Raw genomic sequence first — 18386 nt, 5'->3', positions numbered from 1 at the left:
CCCCGGACATATGCCTCGCCATAGACCGGAAGGGTGGGTTGGCCGTCGGTGCACTCGGGAGATTTGTCAGACTGGACTGGTGATCAGGGTAGGGCTGACCGGCGGAATCGGTGCGGGCAAATCGACAGTGGCCAAGACGTTCACCGACCGCGGTGCATATCTGATCGACGCGGACAAAATCGCGCGTGAAGTTGTGGAACCGGGCAGCCCCGGCCTCGCCGCGCTGGTCGAAGCGTTCGGTGCCGAGATCTTGACCGAGGACGGCTCGCTCAATCGGCCCGCACTTGCGGCCAAGGCGTTCGCCGATGACGAACAACGCGGAAAACTGAATGCGATCACCCATCCCCTGGTCGGGGCGCGTACGCAGGAGCTATTGGCTGCCGCACCCGCGGAAGCGATTGTGGTACAAGATATTCCACTGCTCGTGGAGAATCACACGGCGCCCTTCTTCCATGCCGTTGTCGTCGTCGATGCCGACGAAGAGGTTCGGGTCCACCGGCTGACGACGTCGCGCGGGCTCGACGAGGCTGATGCGCGTGCTCGGATTGCCGCGCAGGCGACCGAAGCCCAGCGCCGCGATGTCGCAGATGCCTGGCTGGACAATTCGGGATCGCCGGATGAGTTGGCCTCGGCAGCCGCCGCGCTGTGGGACGAGCGCCTGGAACCGTTTCAGCGCAATGTCTCCGAACGGCGGGTGGCGCGTGGACCGGTTCGTCTGGACGCCGCCGATCCGACGTGGGCGACGGCGGGCCGCAAGATAGTCAATCGACTGTGGGCAGTCCTGGGCGACAAGGCGAAAGCTATCGATCACGTCGGTTCGACGGCGGTCGCCGGGCTTGACGCCAAGCCGACCATCGATATTCAGGTGAGTGTCGCAGACCTCGACGTCGCTGACACCTTCACCGACTTGCTCGCCGACGGCGGATTTCCGCGCGTCGACGAGGTGCGGTCGGATATTCCGAAGGCCGACCCGGATACTCAGATCACTGATCCGCTGTTGTGGGCCAAACGTTTTCATGGTTCGGCTGATCCGGGACGCCCGGTGAACGTGCATATCCGGGCAGTCGGGTCGCCGGGACAACGTTTCGCGCTCGATTTCCGCGACTGGTTGATCGACGATCCACTGGCGCGCGCCGAATATGCGGAGATCAAGCGGGCAGCGTTGGCCGGTGCTGATGGTGACGGTGAACGATATGCGGCCGCGAAAGAACCGTGGTTCGACGAGGCCTACCGGCGAGTGAGTGCCTGGACAACTGGGCGAGAGTAGTCAGTCGCCGTAGAACGCTTGGGGATCGATCTCGTTGATGGGCAACCACCGCGGGGCGGGACCGCCATGATCGGTAGCGTCGGCTGACTCACGCCCATAGCCTTGCAGGGTCAGGGCCAACACGGGAGTCTCGTCGACGTGCCGCGTGACGGTGTAGAGCACGGCCAGCAGATGTAGACAGCGTGCCGAGCGAGCTCGGCAGGAGCAGTCCGACCCGGCGAGGGTCGGAGCGGGGGACTGGCCGGCGTCGAGGAGTGTGCGGTGGTCACCGTCGCCGAGGTTGTCCGGTGCCGTAGTGAGTTCGGCGAGCGCCGACGACAACTCACGGGTCATCGCGCCGAATTCCACGCTGACCACGGACGCCTCCGATCCGCGATGAACAGTCGCACGTGCTTCACACCCGTCGAAGGTCACCGTGACACCGCCGTTGCGGGCGATGCTCCGAGCTCGTGGCAACATCGATTCGGGTCTGTTGGACGCCAGCGGCTCGGCGAGCCGGAGAAAGTCCTTACCCCAAGCGGTATAACCGAATTCGTTCATCTCGGGTCCTCCTCGCGCGTCCTGCGCAGTACTTCGACCAGTCCCTCGTCGGAGAGCGATGTCAATGCGGTCAACGCCGACGCGTCCGAATCCAGTGCGAGAGCGGATTTGCGCTCGTGCATAGCTGCGATGTGCTCTTCGATAGTGCCTGCGGTGGTCAATGTGGTGATCGTGACCGTCCGGGTCTGCCCGATGCGATGGACGCGGTCCGACGCCTGAGCCTGTACGGCGGGATTCCACCACCGATCGAAGTGGACGACGTCAGCGGCGCGCGTCAGGGTGAGACCGGTACCCGCAGCTTTGAGGCTTGCGATCAATAATCCAGAACCCTTGCCGGCCTGGTAGTCGTCCACTATCGAGTCGCGGTGTGAGCGGCGCAGGCCACCGTGGAGGAATGGCACGGCAACGTCGAACTGATCCGCGAGATAGGCGCGCAGGAGTTCACCTGTCTCTCGGTACTGAGTGAAAATGATTGTAGGAGAGTCATTTTCAAGATTCGTGCCGACGATATCGGAGCAGGCATCGAGTTTGCCCGAACGGCCGGCGAGGTGATCGGCATGCCATGTCGGTGTCGTGCTGGCGAGGACCGGATGGTTGCACACTTGTTTGAGTCGGGTGAGAGTCGCCAGGATTCGGCCGTGTCGCTGGGTGCCGAGGCCGAACCCTTCGTCAATCGCGGCGGCAAGCAGTTGGTCGTAACGTGTCGCCTGTTCATCGGTGAGGTCGCAGGCGACATCGGTGTGCAACTTGGCGGGCAAACTGGTCGCGACCTGACTCTTGCTGCGGCCCAACACGATAGGCGCGATCGTGGCGCGCATTCGGCGCATCGCTTCCGGCGAGCCCTGGCCGATGGGAAGGGTGAATCGCCGCCGAAAGAGGGCGCGGTTCGAAAACTGCTTTCGGGCAACGAGATTGAGCAGCGACCATAATTCATCCAGGTGGTTCTCGACCGGAGTTCCGGTCAGGGCGATCCGTGCGTCACTGTCCAACGCGCGTGCCGCCTTGGACACTTGTGTCCGATGATTCTTGAGGAACTGTGCCTCATCGAAGATCGTCGCCGACCAGTGCCGCTGTGTCAGTACCTCATGGTGGCCGCGCAGTGTTGGATAGCCGGTGACTACGACGGAGCAATCGTCTGGCGTCTCGAGGTCGCCGCCGCGATACCCGATCGGATTGAGCTGGGGCGCAAAATGTTTGATTTCGCGCAGCCAATTGGTGACCAATGACGTCGGGCAGACGACCAACGCGGGCGATGATGTCGCGGGGGCTTGATGGACCAGGAACGCGATGGCTTGCAGCGTTTTGCCCAGGCCCATCTCGTCAGCCAGAACGGCTCCGCCGGAGTGACCGACGGCGTCGAGGATGAATCCCACACCACGGACTTGATACCCGCGCAGTTCGGCTCTCACCTGATCTTCGAGGGTGGTTCCGAGTCGGAGCGTATCGCGCAATGTGGTGCTCGCGTAGTCAGCCGAGATAATCGAAGTTCCCAATGCGTCGGGGACAGCATGTGCCGCGGTTGGCAGCGGAGCTTGTGCATCGACGTCGGCGGCCAGCGTCTGCCAGGTGCGTAGCGATGCCGACCGATCATCGGTGCCGACGTTGGCCAACTCCTCTGGGTCGACAATCCGGCAGTCGACGGGAACGAGGCGAATGTGCAGTCCCGGCTTCTGTTCGTCGAGGCCGGGAATGGCGAGGTTGATGGTCTCGGTGGCGTCGGTGAGGCGGCCGGAACCAGGGGTGGACCACAGGGCGAAAACATGTCGGTCGGGTAAGTAGGTGGCCTGCGGGGAAGGCAGAGTGACCTCCGATAGATGGTGGTGTGCGGCGTAGCGACTCTACAACGTACACTGTACGGAAATAATTCCCGAGGGCCGGGGACGATTTCGCAGACGGGACTTTTCGACGATGACTGACGACGCTGCCACCGCGCGACGCATCATCGAACTCCTATGGCGGCGTGAGCAACCGGCCCGACGCGGACCTCGACCGCGTGTGAGTGTTGATGATGTGGTGCGAGCTGGAGTGCAGCTAGCCGACGCCGACGGACTGTCGAAATTGTCGATCAGGTCAGTGGCCACACGCCTGGGGCTGCGGCCGATGAGCGTCTACACCTACGTGCCGAGCAAAGACGTGCTGGTCGCGTTGATGGTCGATTCGGTTGCTGCTGAAGACGGTGATATCGGCGAACTTTCGCTGCCTGATCGACTGGCGGCGATAGCCGACCAGTATCGCGACGAATTGGTTCGCCATCCCTGGTTGCTGACGATCTCAATGTGGCGGCCGGTGCTGGGCCCACATCTGTCAGCTCGCTATGAACGCCATCTCGCGGTGCTCGAAGGATCGGGGCCTACGGGCGGCGGGCGTTTCGACGACGTTGAACTCGACACAATTGTCGCAGCATTGCGGTCGTTTGCGACCGGGAGTGCGCGAGCCGAAATCGATGCGCGCTCCGCCTCGACGATGACAGGGCTGACCGACGAGGCATGGTGGGAGATCTATGGTCCGCTGCTGGCCGAAGTGATGACGACACAACAGTTTCCGGTGTCTTCGCGGGTTGGCGCGACGGTCGGTGAGCTTTACCAGGCGCCTGGGGACACCGACGCGGCCTATCGTTACGGGCTGGCGCGGCTGATCGACGGAATCGTCAGTGCTCCCCGCTCGACGTTCAGCGCGTAATCACGTCCGATCGAGCCACGTCATCTTCTCGCCGACCTCGGCGTCGAGCCAGGCTTGTACGTCATCGTCATGCGCCGCTGCGCCGACGAGGGCCCGTGTCGCGATCAATACGGCTTGTTCGCATTGGAGGGTCGTCAGGAGCCCCGCGACGCGGGCATCGAAGATCTCGTCGATGTCGATGAGGTCGAGTGGTGAGCCCGGTAGATCGACCAAGTCGAGGTACCAGTCCTCGGAGTGCCAGCGCCCCTCGGCGTCGGGGCCGGTGAACCGCCCGACGTCGAGATAGAGTCGCTGGCCGGTTCGATAACCTTCGACGAAGTGAAATATGCTGGCGCGCAATCCAAGTGATGGCAGGAGCCAGCTCTCCAGATGCGAAAATCGAGGGTGGTCCGCGGTTCGTGACATATAGAGGCCGAAGTCGGTTCGCCGGTATTCCTCGACGGGGCGGATGAAACCCTTGTTGTCGGTGTTGGTCAGGGCCGGGACGTCGAACACCTCACGTTTGGGCGGGTGGAGGTCGCTGCTCATTCATTACACATACCATCGCGTGGTTACGCCTTGATGATATTGCCGTCGGTGACTTCTACAGGAACTGCTGGCAGCGCTGTTTTGGCCGGTCCGTTGGAGACTGTGCCATCGAGGTTGAATTTGCTGCCGTGGCAGGGGCAGTTGATCTTGCCATCAGTGACACCGCTCAGTTTGCATCCGGTGTGCGTACATGTCGCGGAGAATCCGGCGATTCTGCCCGCCGTTGCTTGGGTCAGTACAACGTCGCCGACGATGATTCCGCCGCCGACCGGAACGTCGGAGACGGGGGCGAGTACACCCGCTGCCGCAGTGCTGCCAGGCGGCGGTGCCTGACTCTCGGTGGTCGTCGTCGTTTCGGAATCGCTACTACCGCAAGAAGATACGGTGAGAGCGATGGCCGTGGCGCCTACGGCCAGACCGGTTCCGGCTACGAATCGACGACGGGTGACTGTGGGCTGGTCATCCATCGGAAATCCCTTCGGGGCAAGATTCAATTATGTGGGCTGTGTCGCCAATCATCGCGCATTCGGTTGGCGTCCACACCCGAGTTGGTCAACCTCCGTAGGTGACGATGGTCCCGACAAACGCGAATGGCGTCGCGCCGGGAGCGCACCCGCGGAAGCTACTGGTGGGCTGAGGCCCCATCAAGCCGACTCGGCTGCCTCGATCATTAGGTCCCCGGCGCACGGTGACTTTGATCGCGTAGGCGTTGGTCAGGGCGCCTGGCTCGCCCAACGGGGCGACCGCGCGGATCGGATAGACCAGCGACGCGACATTGCCGCGCACGTAGATACAGGTGACCGGACCAAGAAATTCGACGCCGATCGGTCCGGAACCGTTGAGAACCTGCGCGCGGTAGGTGCCTGCGGTGTTTCCATTGGCGGTGCGCACGCCGACAGCGTCGATGCGAAGTGAATGGAAGTTGCCAGTGAGAAGCATGTCGCCGTGAATTCCCAGCGCTGCGGGCGTTGCTGCCGAAGCGGTGGGAGCGATCGCGGTGACTCCGGTGGCGAGGCCCGCGGTCGTCGCGATTGTCGCCAGAAGATGGGCGAGCGACCGGTGAGATGTGAGTTGGTTGAGCATTGGAAACCTCGATGAGGTGAACCCGACTGTTATGACGTCATAGCGCGTACTGCTTGCCAGCCGGTCCTGACGTTACGCCGATCGGGTGGCTTGTCATAGGCCGCGGCTACCCTGTGCACATGGCGTTTGCAGCAGAGCAACCGATCGTCGCGCACTCCGAGTTTCGCCCGATCGGGGATATTGAGCGTACCGAGGCCCGCTTTGACGTGGTCAGTGAACACGTGCCGGCGGGCGACCAGCCTGCGGCCATTGCTGATCTAGAACGTCGTATCACCGCGGGGGAGCGCGACATCGTATTGCTGGGCGCGACCGGTACCGGAAAATCGGCGACAACGGCATGGCTCATCGAGAAGGTGCAGCGGCCAACGTTGGTGATGGCACCCAATAAGACGCTCGCCGCCCAGCTCGCGAATGAGCTTCGAGAGATGTTGCCGCACAACGCTGTTGAATATTTCGTCTCCTACTACGACTACTATCAGCCCGAGGCGTATATCGCGCAGACCGACACCTATATTGAGAAGGATTCGTCGATCAACGACGATGTGGAACGGCTTCGGCATTCGGCGACGTCGAATCTGCTCTCGCGCCGCGATGTCGTGGTCGTCGCATCGGTTTCGTGTATCTACGGTTTGGGAACGCCTCAGTCGTACCTGGATCGTTCGGTGGAGTTGGCAGTCGGCGAACAGATCGATCGCGACGCACTGCTGCGGCTGTTGGTGGATGTGCAGTACACCCGCAACGACCACGCGTTTACCCGGGGCAGCTTCCGGGTGCGCGGCGATACGGTCGAGATCATCCCCTCCTACGAGGAACTGGCCGTCCGAATCGAGTTCTTCGGGGACGACGTCGAAGCCCTCTATTACCTGCACCCCCTGACCGGAGATATTGTCCGGCAAGTGGATTCGCTCCGAATCTTCCCGGCAACGCATTACGTCGCCGGGCCGGAGCGGATGGAGAGGGCAATGAGTTCAATTGAAGCCGAACTCGCCGAACGCCTCGAAGATCTGGAAAGCAAGGGGAAACTTCTCGAGGCGCAGCGACTGCGGATGCGTACCTCCTATGACCTGGAGATGATGCGGCAGGTCGGGTTCTGCTCCGGAATCGAGAACTATTCGCGACATATCGACGGTCGTGGTGCCGGCACCGCGCCCGCGACCCTGATCGACTACTTCCCGGATGACTTCCTGCTCGTCATCGACGAGTCGCATGTCACCGTGCCGCAGATTGGTGCCATGTACGAGGGGGATATGTCGCGTAAGCGCAACCTCGTTGACTTTGGCTTCCGGCTCCCATCGGCGGTCGACAATCGTCCGCTGACCTGGGACGAGTTCGTCGATCGGATCGGCCAGACGGTATATCTCTCGGCGACGCCCGGACCGTATGAATTGGGTCAGTCCAATGGCGAGTTCGTTGAACAGGTGATCCGGCCGACGGGCCTGCTCGACCCACAGGTTGTGGTCAAACCCACCGAGGGCCAGATCGACGATCTCGTCCACGAGATCCGAGAGCGTACCGAACGGGACGAGCGTGTCCTGGTCACCACGCTCACCAAGAAGATGTCCGAGGATCTGACCGACTACCTGCTTGAACTTGATATTCGGGTGCGCTACCTGCATTCGGAGGTCGACACACTCCGCCGGGTCGAGTTGCTTCGGCAACTACGTGCCGGCGACTATGACGTCCTGGTCGGCATCAACCTGTTGCGTGAAGGACTCGACCTTCCCGAGGTGTCGCTGGTCGCTATTCTGGACGCGGATAAAGAAGGTTTTCTCCGGAGTACCACCTCACTCATCCAGACGATCGGTCGCGCCGCCCGAAACGTCTCCGGCGAAGTGCATATGTACGCCGACAAGATTACTGATTCGATGAAGAATGCCATCGAGGAAACCGAACGACGCCGCGAGAAGCAGATCGAATACAACAAGAAGATGGGCGTCGATCCCAAGCCATTGCGGAAGAAGATCGCCGACATCCTTGATCAGGTGTACCGCGAAGCCGACGACGATTCAGTTGCCGTCGGCGGATCGGGTCGTAACGCCAGTCGAGGGCGTCGTGCACAGGGCGACGGGCCGAAGCGAGGGAGTTCGGGCATCGTCGAGAAGCGCGATGTGTCGACGATGCCGCGTGCGGAATTGGCTGATCTGGTTTCGCAATTGACCGATCAGATGATGTCAGCGGCCCGTGACCTGCAATTCGAGCTCGCCGGGCGCCTGCGTGACGAGATCGCGGATCTGAAGAAGGAGTTGCGAGGCATGGATGCGGCCGGAATCTCGTAGCCGATCGCATTTCATCAAGTACTGTAAGCAGGCTAACTGTGGCGATCGGCACGATTGCGACCCAAACTCTGTTGAAGCAAACTAATCTCACTAGCCAGACAAGTCCTAATGCTCTGTTACCTCTGGAGGGAATTCAATGAGCGCATACCAGACGATCGTGGTCGGCACCGACGGTTCGGAATCGTCGTTGAAGGCAGTCGAGCGCGCTGGCGCCATTGCCGGTAGCGATGCCACGCTGGTCATCGCCTGTGCGTATTTTCCGAACGATCACCGCGACATCGATGCGATGTCTGACGTGTTGAAGGAAGATGCATACCAGGTTCACGGTTCCGCACCGACTGAGGAAATTCTCCGCAGTGCCCGGGAACGCGCAAATAAGGCCGGGGCTGAAGTGGTTCAGCTGCGGCCGGTGAAGGGCGCACCAGTCGATGCGCTGCTGCAACTGGTCGAAGACACCCGCGCCGACCTCCTGGTAGTCGGAAACCGGGGTCTCAACTCACTCGCTGGCCGACTGCTGGGTTCGGTTCCCGCGGATGTTGCTCGTAAGGCATCGAACGACGTGCTGATCGTTCACACGACCTAGTCAAGTTCACCAGAGTTCACCTCGTTTCCTCACATTCATCTCCAACTGTCATGGGGTGAACATGAGGAAACGAGGTGAACTTTTGCGTTAGAGCCCACGACGTGTCAGTCGGTGATCGTCGGCATCTCGGCCAACGCGCGAGGCAATTCGTGGGCGTATACGACTACTAGGCGCTGCGTCGCGCGCGTCAACGCTACATAGAGATCACTGTTGCCGCGTGGTGATTCGCTGATCAGCTCGGCTGGTTCGACGACGATGATGTTGTCGAATTCGAGGCCTTTGCACTCGACGACGTTATGCACCTTGACATCTGGGGCATTCGGCGACGCGTTGAGCGCGATCGCGGCTTCGTCGAGCAGCGCGTCGGGCACGATGACCGCGGTCAACCCCGGCCAGTCGGCTTCGATCGCTATCTTCATCGCTGTCGAAACGCGTTGGGCGGCAATGACATTTCGAGCGACTGGCTTTATCCCGTTGCTGCGCAATGAAGTTGGTGCGTGCAGCGATCTCGATATGCCGGCGAGTACTCCGGTCGCATAATCCATAATCTCGGCCGGCGTGCGATAGTTCACGGTCAGCTCGTGCAGCTGCCAGCGATTGGCGACATAAGGTTCAAAAACGGCGCGCCACGACGTTGTTCCGGCGACATCGCTGGTCTGAGCCGTGTCACCGATGACGGTCATCCAGCGATTCGGTATGCGACGCATGACCATTCGCCACGCCATCGCCGAGAGCTCTTGCGCCTCGTCGACGATGACATGCCCAAAAGTCCATGTGCGATCCTCGAAGGCGCGTTCGGCAGTCGTCATGCGCTTGGATTCCACCTGGCGCGCGGCGAGTTGCTCGGCGTCGATCAGGTCATATGCCATCAGAATCTCGGGATCGAGTTCGTCTTCGATGTCCTGGGGGGCCGAGCCGGTCAGGATGTCCAGTGCGTCCTGGGCTTCGGCTAGTTTCTGCCGCCAGCGTGCTTTGTCCGCCTCGTTCGCGTCTTCGGTCTGGTAGCCGATCAGCTCCGCCAGCTCGTCGATGAGCGGAATGTCGCTGTCGGAGAAGGAGTCTCTCGCAGCAATGTCCGGGTCATGCAGCGCTGCGCGATCGGCGTCGGGCCAGCCGGGGGTCGCCCTCCGGATATCGGACGGGCTGCTCAGCAGGTCGGTGAGCAGGCGCTGGGGAGTGAGATACGGCCAGAATTCGAGAACGGCGGCACGGATGTCGTCGTCGCGGCCGAGGTCGTCGCGGATATCGGCGAGGTCGGCCGAGGTGAGCATCTGGGACCCGTCGATGACGCTCGCCCCGATAGTGCGAGCGTGCGCGGCGGCCAGCCCATCCAAGGCAGCGCGCAGGAACACCGACTGCGCCTGGTTGTGCGCGCGGCGGGAACTGCGCGCTTTCGCGCGTGCGGTCTTGACCATCTCGGAGTCGAGGAACAGGGGGTAGCCGTCGAAGCGGAGCTCCACCGGGTGCTTCGGAAGTGATTGTCGCGCACGGACAGTGCGTTTGAGGACGTCGAGGATCCGAAGGTCGCCCTTGACGGCGCGAGCATCGCGAGAGTCGTTGTGCTGCGCCGAAATTCCGGGAAACAGGTTGCCGACGGTGGACAATACGACACCGGTCTCGCCGAGAGAAGGCAACACCTGGCCGATATATCGCAAGAACTCGGTGTTGGGTCCGATGATCAAAACGCCGCTGCGCGAGAGGATTTCACGGTGCGTGTACAGGAGGTATGCCGCGCGGTGCAGTGCGACCGCCGTCTTGCCCGTACCCGGCCCGCCCTGCACAACGGTGATACCGCGGTGCGACGATCGGATGATCAGGTCCTGCTCGCGCTGGATGGTTTCGACGATGTCGGTCATCTCGCCGGTTCGAGCAGCGTTCAGCGCGGCGACGAGAGCCGATTCATTGACGACGTCGCCGTGTCCGAGCTCGTCGATCTGGGCCTCGCCCGCGGTGAGCACTTCGTCGGAGAGTCCACGCACCGTCCGGTTGCGGGTGCGGATATGCCTGCGTCGAGCGACGCCGTCGGTGGCGGCAGGTGTCGCCAGGTAAAACGGGCGCGAGAGGGGAGCGCGCCAGTCGAGCAGCAGGGTGGTGTCGGCGTCGTCGTCATCGAGGATGCCGATCCGGCCGATCCGTCTGATTTCGTCGTCGTCGAGGTCGAGGCGGCCAAAATACAAGTTGTGTTCAGCCGCGTCGAATTTAGCCAGATCCTCGACGTACAGGCGTTCGTACGATTCGCGTTCGGAGAGCGCCTGCGGGGTGTCGGCGGACTCGCGCAGCGTGTCTGACAGTCGGCGTTTGGCGGTCGACCGCATCCGATCGAGCCGCGCGTACACCGCGTCGAGATGGGTTTGCTCGTCGGTGATGCGCGGGTCGACGACGTCTTCATCGGAAGGGGGGCGCGTGTGCGTCACGGTGGGTCAACAACCTCCTGGCAGCCTATGCCGTCGCGAAAGCGACTCGAATAAGCTTACGCGGCGGACGCGAGACCGACCGGGTGTCGTCGTCACCAGCCGCGTTCGCGCCATTCATCGAGGGATCCACGCTCGGCACCGAGTGTCGTACCGCTGCCGTGTCCGGGATAGACCGCGGTGTCGTCGGGATAGCGGTCGAAGATTTTGCTGGCGACGTCGCGGTAGAGAGTGGTGAAATCCTCCGGCCGCCAAGTCTTTCCGATGCCGCCGGGGAATAGGCAGTCTCCGCTGAACAGGTGAGTGCGCGGCTGGGAGTGATCGGCGTCGGTGTCAGCCAGTGCCAATGCGATTGATCCCGGGGTGTGACCGACGAGGTGAATGGCATTCAGCGTGAGGTTGCCGACGGTGATTGTGTCGCCGTCATCGACGAGGACGTCGGGTGCGACCGGCAGGGCAGGTGCGTCCGCACGGCCGGCCGCGGTCGGGACGCCCGAATGCGCGGCGTTGACTGCTTCGAGTGCCTGGACGTGGTCGGGGTGCTGGTGAGTGGTGAAAATGCTCCTGAGCTGGCCGGGAAGACTGGCGAGCAAACCTTCAATGTGTTCTGCGTCGTTGGCGGCGTCGATGAGGAGTTGGTCGCCGGTCTCGCGGCAGGTCACGACGTAGACGTTGTTATCCATCGGTCCGACGGACAGGGCGGTAATGGTGGCGTGATCGGTGACGACATTGACGTGTGGGGCAGGTGGGGCAGAGTGTGTTTCGGCCATGCGGTCACGGTAGTCGCCGAATCCAAAGTTGTCAGTGCCCCTCGGTATCGTGGATACGTACGAATTCTCGGACGTGAATATGTGAGGAATCCAGTGGTTGATCGCCTGATCGTGCGCGGTGCGCGGGAGCACAATCTTCGGGGGATCGATGTCGATCTGCCGCGAGACAGTCTCATCGTCTTCACCGGCTTGTCCGGGTCAGGGAAGTCGTCCCTGGCCTTCGACACGATCTTCGCCGAGGGACAGCGTCGGTATGTCGAGTCATTGTCGGCGTACGCCCGGCAGTTCCTCGGTCAGATGGATAAGCCCGATGTGGATTTCATCGAGGGCCTATCACCCGCGGTGTCTATTGATCAGAAGTCCACCAACCGGAATCCGCGATCGACCGTCGGCACCATCACCGAGGTCTACGACTATCTGCGTCTGCTCTACGCCCGAGCCGGCAAGGCGCATTGCCCGCAGTGCGGTTCGCCGATTGCCAAACAGACCCCGCAGCAAATCGTCGACCAGGTTCTTGAAATGGAATCCGGGGTGCGATTCCAGGTGCTCGCGCCGGTGGTGCGTACCCGTAAAGGCGAATTCGTCGACCTATTCACCGAGTTGCAGACGCAGGGATACTCGCGCGCCCGGATCGACGGTGTCGTGTACCCGTTGACCGAGCCGCCGAAGTTGAAGAAGCAGGAAAAGCACGACATCGAGGTCGTCGTCGACCGGTTGGCGGTTAAGCCGGCATCGAAGCAGCGTCTTACCGATTCGATTGAGACTGCGCTCGGGTTGGCCGATGGGATTGTCGTGCTGGACTTCGTTGACCTCGAAGAGAACGACCCCAAGCGGGAACGGCGTTTCTCCGAGCGGATGGCATGTCCCAATGGCCATCAGATCGCTGTGGATGACCTTGAGCCACGGGCATTTTCGTTCAACTCGCCCTATGGCGCGTGCCCGGAATGTGACGGCCTCGGAATCCGCAAGGAGGTCGACGAGGATCTTGTCGTTCCCGACCCGGATCTTTCGCTCGCCGACGGAGCAGTCGCGCCGTGGTCGTCGGGGCATAACGCCGACTACTTCCTGCGACTGATGGGCGGTCTCGCTGAACAGATGGGCTTCGACGTCGACACCCCGTGGCGCAAGTTGCCGATTAAGGCGCGGCGCGCGATCCTCAATGGCAGTGATCATCAGGTGCACGTGAAATTCCGAAATCGGTACGGGCGTACCCGTTCGTATTACACGGAATTCGAGGGTGTGATGGCCTTCCTCGCCCGTCGCATGGAGCAAACCGAGTCCGAGCAGATGAAGGACCGCTACGAGGGGTATATGCGCGATGTGCCGTGCCCAACCTGTCAGGGTGCGCGGCTACGGCCCGAGATTCTGGCGGTGACCCTGGACAACGCGGTACATGGACCGAAGTCGATTGCGGCTGTCGCTGAGCTTTCGGTCGCCGAGTGCGCCGACTATCTATCAGGGCTGAAGTTGGGCGAGCGTGAGCAGGCGATCGCCGGACGTGTACTCAAAGAAGTCCAGGCGCGTATAAAATTCTTGCTCGACGTCGGGTTGGAGTACTTGTCACTGTCCCGCGCGGCCGGATCGCTGTCCGGCGGTGAGGCACAACGTATCCGGCTCGCTACCCAGATCGGCGCGGGTCTCGCGGGAGTGCTGTATGTGCTCGATGAACCATCGATCGGGCTACATCAACGAGATAACCGTCGACTTATCGAGACGCTGACACATTTGCGCGACCTGGGAAATACGCTGATCGTCGTCGAACACGATGAAGACACTATTCGTTCCGCGGATTGGATCGTCGATATTGGCCCGCTGGCCGGTGAACACGGCGGGCAAGTTGTGCACAGTGGCAGCTATAAAGATCTGCTGAAGAACAAGAAGTCACTGACCGGAGCGTATCTGGCTGGTCGCGATACGTTGCCGGTACCTGATATTCGGCGTCTCATCGATCGTAAGCGGCAACTCACCGTCGTCGGCGCGCGCGAACACAACCTGCGCGACATCGACGTGTCATTTCCGCTTGGCGTGCTGACCGCTGTCACCGGCGTATCCGGTTCGGGTAAGTCGACGCTGGTCAATGACATCTTGGCCACCACGCTGGCCAACAAGCTCAACGGCGCCCGGCAAGTTCCGGGGCGGCATAAGCGAATCAACGGCCTCGATAATCTCGACAAGTTGGTACAGGTCGACCAGTCGCCGATCGGCCGGACACCGCGGTCCAACCCGGCTACCTACACGGGAGTCTTCGACAAGATCCGCACGCTGTTCGCGGCGACCACCGAAGCAAAGGTGCGCGGTTATCAGCCGGGACGGTTCTCGTTCAACGTCAAAGGTGGCCGGTGCGAGGCATGTGCCGGTGAGGGCACCATCAAGATCGAGATGAACTTCCTGCCCGACGTCTACGTGCCATGCGAAGTGTGTCATGGCGCGCGGTACAACCGCGAGACCCTGGAAGTGCACTACAAACATAAGACGATCGCCGAAGTTCTGGATATGCCAATCGAAGAGGCTGCCGACTTCTTCGAGCCGGTTACTTCGATCCATCGGTACCTCAAGACTCTCGTAGAGGTTGGCCTTGGATATGTGCGGCTCGGACAGCCCGCGCCGACGCTGTCCGGTGGTGAAGCGCAACGGGTGAAACTCGCCGCAGAGTTGCAGAAACGCTCGATGGGCCGAACCATCTACATCCTCGACGAGCCGACGACCGGTCTGCACTTCGAAGACATCAAGAAGCTGCTCGGCGTCATCAACGGACTCGTCGACAAAGGCAATACCGTGATCGTCATCGAGCACAATCTCGATGTCATCAAAACCGCTGACTGGGTTATCGATATGGGGCCCGAAGGTGGCAATGGTGGCGGAACCGTTGTGGCACAAGGGGTGCCGGAAGATATCGCAACCGCGGCCGAGAGTCATACCGGGAAGTTCTTGGCGGAGATTCTGCAGGTGTGAGGGTGCTAACTGCATGCTGATGTGATGCGGGGGAGTGATTCCCTCGCGCTCAGTGACTCTGCTGTTTTCAGCCGAATTTACTGACCCATCGACTTGCGGATTTCCGCCAGTTTCGCGGCCGCCGCGTCTTTGTTCTTGCGGTACAGCTCGTCGGCCGCCTGAGCCTCGGCCGTCTCGTTGGCAAGTTCCTCGGATCCGAGGGCTCGGGTCACCCGCTGCTCGATCTTGTCGCGGACATGATCAAAGGTCGGAACACCCGAATCGGTGTACGGCGTCGCGGTAAGGGCGGGATCGAGCGCCGCCGGGTTGATCACAATCTCGGCGTCGACGATGTCGGTGGGTTGCGCGGGGTTGAGGTCGTCGCCCGGTACGTCGGTCATCACCCCAGGGTAGTCCGCGGTGCTACCGCACCGGGCCGGTCAGCTTCTCGCCCGGCCCTTCGCCAGGTTCGTCGGGGTGAGCACTCGCTTCGCGGAAGGCGAGTTGGAGTCCTTTGAGGCCGTCGCGAATCGGAGCGGCGTGAATGCCGAGATCCGGGCGCGCTGCGGTCACAATTCCGGCCAGCGCGGTGATCAGTTTGCGGGCCTCATCGAGATCGATTGCTTCGGGGGAAGCGTCATCGGCCAGACCGAGTTTTTCCGCTGCCGCACTCATCAGCATGACGATGGACTTGGTGATCACCTCAATGGCGGGGATATCAGCCAGGTCGCGCACGTCGTCTAGGGCTGGCCCCTGATCATCGCCGCTGGTGGCCGAATAGGAGTTCTCACTCATGACTGTTAGACTTCCACAGTACGACCGCCCTGGTGTTTGCCGGGGTTCGCAAGTGGAGTTCCGCTCCCACCGTTCGACGCCCAGCTAGTCTGGCGCAGTTGCACGGTCCGGTCCACGGCAATTCTCCCAGCTGGGAAGTAATTGCGCAGGTTCGACGTTGTCCATTGTGGCTGCGGCGCGACTTGGATGGATCGGTCGGTTTCGGAGCCCCGGTGGCAGACGCGCAAGCGTATTGCCGACGGGGTTCTTTGCTGAGGTGAGTTCCCCTTTCGGGCCTGGTGCCGGTCGTGAACCGGCCCGCTCGCGCGCTCCCGGCGCCGGGTAGCCAGACCTGTAAGCATTGAATTAGGAGGCCCCATCAGCACTGAGACTCGCATCAACGAGCGCATCCGCGTCCCTGAGGTCCGACTCGTCGGACCGAATGGTGAACAGGTGGGCATCGTGCGTGTTGAAAATGCGCTCCGCCTGGCCGAAGAAGCCGATCTCGACCTGGTCGAGGTTGCACCCGACGCTCGGCCACCCGTCTGCAAGATCATGGACTACGGCAAGTTCAAGTATGAGGCGGCTCAGAAGCAGCGCGAATCGCGTCGCAACCAGCAGATGACCGTCATCAAAGAGCAGAAGCTGCGCCCCAAGATCGACGATCACGACTATGAGACCAAGAAGGGTCACGTCATCCGGTTCCTCGAAGCGGGTTCCAAGGTGAAAGTGACGATCATGTTCCGCGGTCGTGAGCAGTCCCGACCAGAGCTTGGGTTCCGGTTGCTGCAGCGCCTGGGCAACGATGTCGCCGATTACGGATTCGTTGAGACATCTGCCAAGCAGGACGGTCGCAACATGACGATGGTGCTCGCGCCGCATAAGGGTGCGAAGACTCGCGCCAAGGCTGCGCCGCAGGGTCGCACGCGGGGCGACGACGCTGCTCCGGCAGCCGAGTAACGCGCCAACACTTAGACCAATCGCAGGTCTCCACAGGAGAACTGCACAGTAAGCATGAACGGCCAAGGTTCGCCGAAAGTCGTTGAATGGAAAAGGAACTCACCATGCCAAAGGCAAAGACTCACAAGGGCACCGCGAAGCGATTCAAGGTGACCGGCAGCGGCAAGATCGTGCGTCAGAAGGCCGGCCGCCGCCACCTCCTCGAGCACAAGTCGTCACGTCGTACCCGGCGTCTGGACGGCACCGCCGTCGTCAGCGAGAACGACGCACCGCGTATCAAGCGCCTGCTCAACCGCTGATCACACTTTCCCCACACGACTTGAAGTAAAGGACTAACAACATGGCACGCGTGAAAAGGGCGGTAAACGCCCAGAAGAAGCGGCGCGCAACTCTCGAAGCGTCCAAGGGCTACCGCGGACAGCGCTCGCGGCTCTATCGCAAGGCCAAAGAGCAGCAGCTGCACTCGTTGACCTACGCATACCGCGACCGCCGCGCGCGCAAGGGCGAGTTCCGCAAGCTCTGGATCCAGCGCATCAATGCCGCTGCCCGGGCCAACGACATCACCTACAACCGCTTCATCCAGGGGCTCAAGGCCGCTGGCGTCGAGGTGGACCGTAAGGTCCTCGCCGACATCGCGGTTACCGACGCGGCGGCTTTCACCGCGCTGGTCGAGATCGCTCGCAAGGCGCTGCCCGCCGACGTGAACGCGCCGGCCGCCTGATTTGAATTCAGAGTCACGACCCGCGAGGGCGCATCCGACAGCTGACCCGCTGTCTGATCGCTCCTCGCGGGTTGTTTCGTTTGCCAAGCTGACCCGAGCGTCGGTGCGTCGGGAACGCGGCGAATTTCTCATCGAAGGGGCCAACGCGGTCACCGCCGCTCTCGACACCGGCCGCGCGACACACCTGCTGGTCCGAGACTCCGATGCCGGCCGGTTCGCCCATCTCATTGACCGTGCCGTCGACGGCGGTCTCCAGGTACTGCCGCTGACGTCTCGTGCGGCAGACAAGTTGTCCGAAACATCAACGACGCCAGGAATTTTCGCCGTATGCAGCCTGCTCGACGCTAACCCTGGGCAGGTACTCGGTGCCCGACCCCGTCTGTTGGCGATCGCAGTCGAGATGCGTGAGCCGGGTAATGCCGGAACGTTTATCCGCTGTGCCGACGCAATGGGTGCCGACGCGGTGATTCTGCTGGGCGATAGCGTCGACCCACATAACGGCAAATGTGTCCGCGCCAGCGCCGGTAGCGTCTTTCACGTTCCGGTGATCCGCGAGCGCGATATCACGGCCGGTCTTGACGCGGTGCGGTCGGCGGGACTGACGACTCTCGCTACCGCTGCCGGGGCCGAATTGAGCCTTGACGATGCCTCAGAGATCCTTACCCGACCAACGGCTTGGCTATTCGGGAATGAGGCGCATGGCTTGTCCGACGACGTCTTGGACGCGGCTGACCACCGGATATCCATCCCGATCCGCGGACGGGCCGAGAGCCTTAATCTCGCTGCGGCATCGGCGATCTGCCTCTACGCGAGTAGTGCGGCTCTGAAACGATGAGCAAGGAAGCATCATGATGCTTTGCGTC

The 18386-nt window shown here is 61.8% G+C and carries 18 protein-coding genes; 9 read left to right on the top strand and 9 right to left on the bottom strand.

Going from position 1 to position 18386, the window contains the following annotated elements; translation table 11 throughout:
- The first annotated feature begins 79 nt into the window (after positions 1–79).
- On the top strand, positions 80–1267 hold the full coding sequence (coaE, locus tag AAFP29_RS18065; protein WP_419218803.1) for a dephospho-CoA kinase: 1188 nt from the start codon (positions 80–82) through the stop codon (positions 1265–1267).
- Here the strand turns inward: coaE and AAFP29_RS18060 are convergent, their stop codons facing one another.
- Entirely contained in the window at positions 1268–1807 is a 540-nt protein-coding gene (locus AAFP29_RS18060) for an SWIM zinc finger family protein (protein ID WP_419218802.1), read from the bottom strand.
- Positions 1804–3558, bottom strand: coding sequence for a DEAD/DEAH box helicase (locus tag AAFP29_RS18055; RefSeq protein WP_419219391.1), 1755 nt, complete (start codon positions 3556–3558; stop codon positions 1804–1806). Before AAFP29_RS18055 ends, AAFP29_RS18060 begins: the two co-directional genes overlap by 4 nt.
- A gap of 157 nt (positions 3559–3715) precedes the next feature.
- On the opposite strand from AAFP29_RS18055, the gene AAFP29_RS18050 reads away from it, so the two are divergent.
- Positions 3716–4486 (top strand): TetR/AcrR family transcriptional regulator, encoded by a 771-nt coding sequence (locus AAFP29_RS18050; RefSeq protein WP_419218801.1) that lies wholly within the window; start codon positions 3716–3718, stop codon positions 4484–4486.
- On the opposite strand, the gene AAFP29_RS18045 is transcribed toward AAFP29_RS18050, so the two are convergent.
- From AAFP29_RS18045 to AAFP29_RS18035, 3 genes are all read right to left on the bottom strand, one after another.
- Positions 4487–5014 (bottom strand): DUF402 domain-containing protein, encoded by a 528-nt coding sequence (locus tag AAFP29_RS18045; RefSeq protein WP_419218800.1) that lies wholly within the window; start codon positions 5012–5014, stop codon positions 4487–4489. It lies immediately after the preceding gene.
- Positions 5015–5037: 23 nt separating this feature from the next.
- Entirely contained in the window at positions 5038–5481 is a 444-nt protein-coding gene (locus AAFP29_RS18040) for a ubiquinol-cytochrome c reductase iron-sulfur subunit (RefSeq protein ID WP_419218799.1), read from the bottom strand.
- An 85-nt stretch (positions 5482–5566) separates the two neighbouring features.
- A complete protein-coding gene (locus tag AAFP29_RS18035; RefSeq protein ID WP_419218798.1) occupies positions 5567–6097 on the bottom strand; it encodes a hypothetical protein in 531 nt (176 codons plus the stop codon).
- Between the two features lie 119 nt (positions 6098–6216).
- On the opposite strand from AAFP29_RS18035, the gene uvrB reads away from it, so the two are divergent.
- Both uvrB and AAFP29_RS18025 read left to right on the top strand, forming a co-directional pair.
- Positions 6217–8373 carry an excinuclease ABC subunit UvrB gene (gene uvrB / locus AAFP29_RS18030; RefSeq protein WP_419218797.1) on the top strand — a complete coding sequence of 719 codons (2157 nt, stop codon included), beginning with the start codon at positions 6217–6219 and terminating at the stop codon, positions 8371–8373.
- Positions 8374–8509: 136 nt separating this feature from the next.
- On the top strand, positions 8510–8956 hold the full coding sequence (locus AAFP29_RS18025) for a universal stress protein (RefSeq protein ID WP_419218796.1): 447 nt from the start codon (positions 8510–8512) through the stop codon (positions 8954–8956).
- A gap of 104 nt (positions 8957–9060) precedes the next feature.
- On the opposite strand, the gene AAFP29_RS18020 is transcribed toward AAFP29_RS18025, so the two are convergent.
- Positions 9061–11370 (bottom strand): HelD family protein, encoded by a 2310-nt coding sequence (locus AAFP29_RS18020; RefSeq protein WP_419218795.1) that lies wholly within the window; start codon positions 11368–11370, stop codon positions 9061–9063.
- 92 nt (positions 11371–11462) lie between these two features.
- Positions 11463–12137 carry an MBL fold metallo-hydrolase gene (locus AAFP29_RS18015; RefSeq protein WP_419218794.1) on the bottom strand — a complete coding sequence of 225 codons (675 nt, stop codon included), beginning with the start codon at positions 12135–12137 and terminating at the stop codon, positions 11463–11465.
- A 93-nt stretch (positions 12138–12230) separates the two neighbouring features.
- On the opposite strand from AAFP29_RS18015, the gene uvrA reads away from it, so the two are divergent.
- Positions 12231–15089, top strand: coding sequence for an excinuclease ABC subunit UvrA (gene uvrA, locus AAFP29_RS18010; protein ID WP_419218793.1), 2859 nt, complete (start codon positions 12231–12233; stop codon positions 15087–15089).
- 77 nt (positions 15090–15166) lie between these two features.
- Here uvrA and AAFP29_RS18005 read toward each other — a convergent pair whose 3' ends face one another.
- Together AAFP29_RS18005 and AAFP29_RS18000 are read right to left on the bottom strand one after the other, a co-directional pair.
- Positions 15167–15469, bottom strand: a complete 303-nt coding sequence (locus AAFP29_RS18005) for a hypothetical protein (RefSeq protein ID WP_419218792.1) — start codon at positions 15467–15469, stop codon at positions 15167–15169.
- A 22-nt stretch (positions 15470–15491) separates the two neighbouring features.
- Complete coding sequence (locus AAFP29_RS18000; RefSeq protein WP_419218791.1) at positions 15492–15863, bottom strand: DUF1844 domain-containing protein; 372 nt, start codon at positions 15861–15863, stop codon at positions 15492–15494.
- Positions 15864–16202: 339 nt separating this feature from the next.
- Between AAFP29_RS18000 and infC the strand changes: the two genes are divergently transcribed.
- From infC to AAFP29_RS17980, 4 genes are all read left to right on the top strand, one after another.
- A complete protein-coding gene (gene infC / locus AAFP29_RS17995; RefSeq protein WP_419219390.1) occupies positions 16203–16802 on the top strand; it encodes a translation initiation factor IF-3 in 600 nt (199 codons plus the stop codon).
- Positions 16803–16906: 104 nt separating this feature from the next.
- Positions 16907–17101, top strand: a complete 195-nt coding sequence (gene rpmI / locus AAFP29_RS17990; protein ID WP_419218790.1) for a 50S ribosomal protein L35 — start codon at positions 16907–16909, stop codon at positions 17099–17101.
- A 41-nt stretch (positions 17102–17142) separates the two neighbouring features.
- The gene (rplT, locus tag AAFP29_RS17985; RefSeq protein ID WP_419218789.1) at positions 17143–17523 is read left to right on the top strand and encodes a 50S ribosomal protein L20; all 381 of its coding nucleotides are present in this window, start codon (positions 17143–17145) and stop codon (positions 17521–17523) included.
- 49 nt (positions 17524–17572) lie between these two features.
- Entirely contained in the window at positions 17573–18358 is a 786-nt protein-coding gene (locus AAFP29_RS17980; RefSeq protein ID WP_419219389.1) for a TrmH family RNA methyltransferase, read from the top strand.
- Positions 18359–18386 lie beyond the last annotated feature (28 nt).

This window comes from Gordonia sp. CPCC 205333, assembly GCF_048537885.1.
Taxonomy (GTDB): Bacteria; Actinomycetota; Actinomycetes; order Mycobacteriales; family Mycobacteriaceae; genus Gordonia.
Note: the sequence above shows the minus strand (reverse complement) of the source record. Positions and strands in the feature narration are given on the sequence as shown.